Below are 1,785 nucleotides of genomic sequence, written 5' to 3' on the forward strand. Positions count from 1 at the left end.
CCGAGGAGACACCGGTCCCTGAGGCGCCCGCTGTGGAGCAGGCGGACCAGCGCACGCCCCGCAGGGGCGAGTCGGTGGACCGCGCGCCCGACGCCGACGCCGGCGACGGTGACGCGATCACGTTCGCCGACATGGGGCTGGCCCCGGCCGTCGCCCAGGCGGTCAAGGACGTGGGGTACGAGGTCCCCTCCGCGATCCAGGCCGCCATCATCCCGATGGTGATGGCGGGCCGTGATGTCGTGGGGCTGGCACAGACGGGCACCGGCAAGACCGCGGCCTTCGCCCTGCCGATCCTCTCACTCATCGACCCGGCGGTGAAGAGCCCGCAGGCGCTCGTTCTGGCGCCCACCCGTGAGCTCGCGCTCCAGGTCGCCGAGGCGTGCATCACTTACTCCGCTAACATGCCGCAGGTCAACGTGCTCCCGATCTATGGCGGTCAGGCCTACGGGATCCAGCTGTCCGGTCTGCGGCGGGGTGCGCAGATCATCGTCGGTACGCCCGGCCGCGTGATCGACCACCTCAAGAAGGGCACGCTCGATCTGTCGGGTCTGCGCCATCTCGTCCTCGACGAGGCCGACGAGATGCTGGCGATGGGCTTCCAGGAGGACGTCGAGCGGATCCTCTCCGACACCCCGGAGACCACGCAGGTCGCCCTGTTCTCGGCGACCATGCCCTCCGCCATCCGGCGCATCTCGCAGAAGTACCTCACCGACCCGGCGGAGGTGAAGGTCGCCTCCAAGACCTCCACCGCCCCGAACATCCATCAGCGCTACGTCCTGGTCAATCACCGGGACAAACTCGACGCCCTGACGAGGATCTTCGAGGTCGAGGATTTCGACGCGATGATCCTGTTCGTCCGGACCAAGTCGGCCACGGAGGAGCTCGCGGAGAAGCTTCGGGCGCGCGGGTTCTCTGCTGCGCCGATCAACGGCGACATCCCGCAGAATCTCCGCGAGCGGACGATCGAGGCGCTCAAGGACGGCCGTACCGACATCCTCGTGGCCACGGACGTCGCCGCCCGTGGTCTGGACGTGCCCCGTATCAGCCACGTGGTCAACTACGACATCCCGCACGACACCGAGTCGTACGTGCACCGGATCGGCCGTACGGGCCGCGCCGGCCGCAGCGGGCAGGCGCTGCTGTTCGTCACCCCGCGGGAGCGTCGCATGCTCTCCCAGATCGAGCGGGCCACGCGTCAGCCGCTGACAGAGATCCAGCTCCCGAGCGTGGATGATGTCAACGAGATGCGGATGGCGAAGTTCGGGCAGTCGATCACCGAGAGCCTCGATGATCCGAACCTGGCGATGTTCCGCCGGCTGGTGGAGGAGTACGCCAACGAGCACTCCGTCTCGATGGCCGACATCGCCGCCGCACTCGCCACGCAGTCCCGCAATTCCGCCGACTTCCTCATGCGAGAGCCGGAGCGTCCCGCGCGACGTGAACGGCAGGACAACCCGCGTGACACCCGGCGGGATGACCGGCGCGAGCGGCCGGGCCGCGACTTCTCGGACGGCCCCCGTCCCTCGCGCACGGGCAAGGACATGGCCCAGTACCGGATTGCTGTGGGCAAGCGGAACAACGTCAAGCCGGGATCCATCATGGGCGCCCTGGCCAATGAGGCCGGACTCAGTGGCGGCGACATCGGACGTATCTCGATCCGTTTCGATCACTCGATCGTCGAACTCCCGGCGGGTCTGTCCCGGGATCAGATCGAATCGATGCGCGGGATCCGGGTCGCCGGTTCGGAGATCGACATCCGACCGGACTCCGGTCCGCCCGCCGGTC

General features: G+C 68.3%; 1 protein-coding gene. It reads left to right on the top strand.

Features of this window, described 5'->3' with window-relative positions; genetic code table 11:
• Window positions 1–131: 131 nt before the first annotated feature.
• The coding region (locus G6018_RS14875) for a DEAD/DEAH box helicase (RefSeq protein WP_182610308.1) at window positions 132–1,785 on the top strand (1,654 nt) is incomplete at its 3' end.

Origin of the sequence: Dietzia sp. DQ11-44 (assembly GCF_014145205.1) — a bacterium.
Lineage (GTDB): Bacteria > Actinomycetota > Actinomycetes > Mycobacteriales > Mycobacteriaceae > Dietzia > Dietzia natronolimnaea.